The sequence below is a fragment of the Streptomyces sp. NPDC098789 genome (genome assembly GCF_044759975.1).
Classification (GTDB): Bacteria; Actinomycetota; Actinomycetes; order Streptomycetales; family Streptomycetaceae; genus Streptomyces.
In genome coordinates, this window is sequence record NZ_JBIWAJ010000057.1 from 1 (window position 1) to 4,233 (window position 4,233).

4 protein-coding genes are annotated in these 4,233 nt (G+C 65.9%); all 4 read left to right on the plus strand.

Going from position 1 to position 4,233, the window contains the following annotated elements; translation table 11 throughout:
- The first annotated feature begins 102 nt into the window (after positions 1–102).
- The 4 genes from ACIQWR_RS41345 to ACIQWR_RS41360 all read left to right on the plus strand — a co-directional run bounded on the left by ACIQWR_RS41345 (position 103) and on the right by ACIQWR_RS41360 (position 4,141).
- Positions 103–1,050 (plus strand): cytochrome P450, encoded by a 948-nt coding sequence (locus tag ACIQWR_RS41345; protein ID WP_404021308.1) that lies wholly within the window; start codon positions 103–105, stop codon positions 1,048–1,050.
- Between the two features lie 67 nt (positions 1,051–1,117).
- A complete protein-coding gene (locus ACIQWR_RS41350) occupies positions 1,118–1,417 on the plus strand; it encodes a phosphopantetheine-binding protein (RefSeq protein ID WP_404021311.1) in 300 nt (99 codons plus the stop codon).
- 253 nt (positions 1,418–1,670) lie between these two features.
- Entirely contained in the window at positions 1,671–2,897 is a 1,227-nt protein-coding gene (locus ACIQWR_RS41355; RefSeq protein WP_404021317.1) for a beta-ketoacyl-[acyl-carrier-protein] synthase family protein, read from the plus strand.
- A gap of 8 nt (positions 2,898–2,905) precedes the next feature.
- A complete protein-coding gene (locus ACIQWR_RS41360) occupies positions 2,906–4,141 on the plus strand; it encodes a beta-ketoacyl-[acyl-carrier-protein] synthase family protein (protein ID WP_404021314.1) in 1,236 nt (411 codons plus the stop codon).
- The last annotated feature ends 92 nt before the right edge of the window (positions 4,142–4,233 follow it).

The window sequence follows — 4,233 nt, forward strand, 5'->3', positions numbered from 1 at the left end:
ACAAACGCGACTACATCTTCAACGGCACCCTGGCCACCGCCGCCATCGTCATCTGGCTCCGCGACCTCACCAAAGAGCCATCAGACACTGCCTAGTCGCAATGTGCTGAGTTCCGACGGTATCGACCATGTGCGGTTGCGCGGGCTCGCAAAGCCGTTCCTCACTCCTCGGGCCGTCGCTCAGTACGGGCCGGCGGTCAACCGGTCCGTGGAAGATGCTCTGAATCGGTTCGCGCGGGCGGGCGGGGGCGACCTCGTGTCCGGTCTTGTGCTGCCGGTGGCCACTGCGACAGTGGCCCGCCTGCTCGGCCAGCCGGTGGAGCAGGCGCAGCGCCTGGTTGCGCTCAGTCTGCGCCTGAGCGATGCGGCACACCCCGACGAGCCGGGGATGCGGGCCGCGGCTGTCGCGATGAACAAGCGGCTCACGGCTCTCTTGGCCTGGGCCCGGCGCGATCCTGGCGACAACCTGACCACAGCACTGCTGATTGCTCACCGAGACGGAGCGGTATCGACCGCGGAGCTGCTCGGATCGCTCTCGTTCATTCTGTTCGCGGCCGTGGATTCCACCCTGGCGACCGTCACGACCGCGGCGATGCACCTGCTCTCCTCTGAGTACCGCGAGGCGAGACGAGCGCTGGCTCTTGGCACCAAGGATGCGCCGTTCATCGTTGATGATGTCATCCGGCTGGCTGCCCCATTCACCTATGGGGCTTGGCGGTTCGCCAGCGAACCGCTGCAGTTGGGCGGATACGTCGTGGATGCCGGTCAGTTGGTGGTGCTGGCCTTCCCCGTGGCCAACGTCGATCCGAGTCGCTGGCCCCGGGCATGGCACGTGATGGCAGACCGCCCGGGCACGGCTCGTCATGTGTCCTTCGGCTACGGACCGCACTTCTGTCCGGGTGCGGGGCTCGGACACCTGCAGGTGCGGCATGTACTGCATAACCTGTTTCACCGTTTTCCGCGCATCCGTCTCGCGGCGGATGTGAGTGCGCTTGCCTGGCAGGGCAGCATCGCGCGGCGTGCGGCCGCCTTGCCTGTACTGATCGGATAGAGGGCGGTTTCCTGCTTGGAAGAGCCGTTTCCCCTCTTTTTCTCCCTGTATCGCTAAGGACTCCGCCATGGTTGAAATCACCGATGTCCAGTTCAACGAGGCGATGCTCGCTCAGTTGCTGACCGAGCATTTCCAGATCGAAGCGGAGAGGGTAAGACCGGAAGCGACTCTGACGGAACTCGAACTTGACTCCATCGCAGTGCTGGAGCTGGTGGTGGTGATCGAGGAGACGACCGGCGTCGAGCTGCATGAAGAGGGGCTTTCGTTGGGGCCGGAAAGCACTCTGGCCGAAGCCGGACAAGCGCTCGTGCAGGCGGTGGCCGCGGGGAGAGCCGCGAAGACCGGTACCGACCGGACCGTGCTGTGAATTCTCCGCTGCCGAGAAGCGAACTGCCGCCGGATCCCGCTCTGGACCGGGCACCGCGGCGCTTGGAAGGGTGTGGTCATTTGCTGTCATCACTCGTGGCCAGCCCTGAGCATGTGCTGGGCTCTGGCGATGAACCGCGTGCGCGCGGTCCGCTCGTGCGGGCGCTCTTCCGTTCGGTCGGCCGAGTCCCACTCAGTGGGAGCCTATTTTCCCCTCAACCTGACGGCCGGGGCTTCCTGGGAGGTTCACGGTGATGGCGTCGCGCGGTGCTGTGGCGGTAACGGGGTTGGGCCTTGTCACCCCGGCCGGCATGGGGGTGGGGCCAAGCTGGCACCGACTGTGTGAGGGCACCCCCACTGCCACAGCCGACCCCGGACTGGCTGGTCTTCCCGTGTCCTTTTCCTGCCGTATTGATGACGATGCGCTGGCAGCGACAGTCGGAGCCCGCCTGGTCTGGCGCACCGACCGCTTTATCAGGATGGCGATGGCGGCGGCACACGAGGCCGTCAACGATGCCGCCCTTGACCCAGGATCGTGGGACGGCACCAGAGTGGGCGTCGTCCTGGGCGTAGGAGGCTCCAGCCAGGATAACGTGGTTGCAGTATGCGAAACGATGTCCGCGCGGCGCTATCGGGCCCTGTCTCCTACCGCGTGCCCGCGTAGCTCACCCAACATGGCCTCCGGAGAAGTGGCGACGATGCTCGGCGCGCTGGGACCCAGCATGTCCCTCAGCACCGCCTGTGCTTCCGGCACCACCGCCATCGGAACAGCTGCGATGATGATCCGCTCCGGCATGTGTGACATCGCAGTCGCAGGCGGAAGCGAGTCCGCATGTTCCCCCCTGATCTCCGCGGCGTTCTGGAGGATGGGAGCGCTGTCCGCCGGACGGCACAATCCGGCGACCGCGTCACGGCCCTTCGACGCGGAACGCGACGGATTCGTGCTGGGCGAGGGGGCGGGTGTCCTCGTGCTGGAGCGCGGGGAACACGCACGGGCCCGCCGAGCGCGCCCCTACGCCTTCCTGTCCGGATTCGGCGCGACCAGCGACGCACACCACCCCACCGCACCCCACCCCGAGGGCCTCGGCACGAAACAGGCCTTCCGCATGGCGCTCACCGATGCCGGTCTCCACCCCCGCGAGATCGACCATGTCAATGTCCACGCCACTTCCACCGTCCTCAACGACCGGATCGAGGCAGCAGCACTGCGTGACGTCTTCGGCACACCACCCCCAGTCACCGCAAATAAAAGCGTTCTGGGGCATGCCTTCGGCGGCTCCGGCGGAATCGAAGCTGTTTGCTCAGTGCTCTCCCTCCACCACCAGCTCGTACCGCCCACCGCTAACCTCTGCCGGCTCGACCCTGAAATCGACCTGGACGTCGTCACCAAGGCACCCCGCGAGCAGCGGATGTCCGCAGTCATCAGTAACTCTTCGGGATTCGGCGGCCACAACGCCGTCCTCGTCTTCCAGTCGGCATGAGCCCGTCAATGAGAGCACATGCAAGGCTCGAGGTTGCTGTGACCGGGCTCGGGCTGGTGATCCCCGCCGGGACAGATCCCGGTAGTGCGTGGGAGACGATGACGCGGGGCCGCTGCCTGGCCAGCCCAGACCCCGAGCTGTCCGGACTCCCCGTCGCCTTCTCATGCCGCGTCGACGGCATCGACCCAGTACAAGAACTTGGCCTGCGCCTTGCCCGTCGGCTCGACAGGTTCATCCACCTGGCCCTGATCGCAGCCCGGCAGGCTATGGCCGATGCCTGCCTCGAGCCGACCGCCCGCCTCTCCCACAGGGTGGGTGTCGTACTCGGTGTCGGCAGTAACAGCTTGGCCACCTACCTCACCGAGTTCAATCGCCTGGACGCGCACCGGCCCCACCGTGTCTCGCCTCTGGCCCTGACGCGAAGCGTGCCGAGTATGGCGGCAAGCGAAGTCGCCATGGATCTCGGTATCCACGGAACCAACTTCACCATCGCCAGCGCCTGCGCCTCAGGAGCAACCGCTCTCGGTGTCGCCCGCGATCTCATCCGTGCCGGAGCCTGCGATGTCGTCCTCGCCGGAGGCAGCGAATCCGCCCGCTCACCGATGACAGCGGCCTGCTTTCACCAGCTGCGTGCTCTGTCACAGCGCTGCACTGAGCCCCACCTCGCGGCACGCCCCTTCGACAGGGAGCGAGACGGATTCGTCCTCGGAGAAGGGGCCGCCGTACTAGTCCTGGAACGCCGTGATCACGCCCGCCGCCGCGGCGCACGACTGCGGGCCGTGCTGCGGGGCTTCGGTTCCTCAGCCGACGCGTATCACCCCACTGCTCCCCACCCTCAGGGCCTTGGAGCGGAACAGGCCATCCATACGGCACTCACCGATGCCGGATGCCGCACTCAAGACATCGGGCACATCAACGCCCATGCCACCTCCACCCCCCTGGGCGACGCCACCGAAGCTGACCTCTATCTCCGTCTGTACCGAGGAACACCGCCTCCCGTGACTGCGCCCAAGAGCATCATCGGTCATGCACTGGGAGCAGCTGGGGCGATCGAAGCGGCACTGACCGTTCTTTCCCTGGAACACCAGCAGGTCCTGCCGACCGCCAACCTCTTCCGCCAGGACCCTGGAAGAGAACTGGACATCGTCCGTGGTCGTCCCCGGGACATTCCTATGCAGGCCGCGCTGACCACATCCTTCGGGTTCGGCGGACAGAACGCCGCTCTGGTCTTCACCCTCCCTTGAAGCTTCCCCTTGGTCTTGGATATCTGGAGACTGGAATCTGAGGTTCCAGAGGAAGTAGCGCCAGGTGGGAAGCAAGTACACGAAGCGGTACT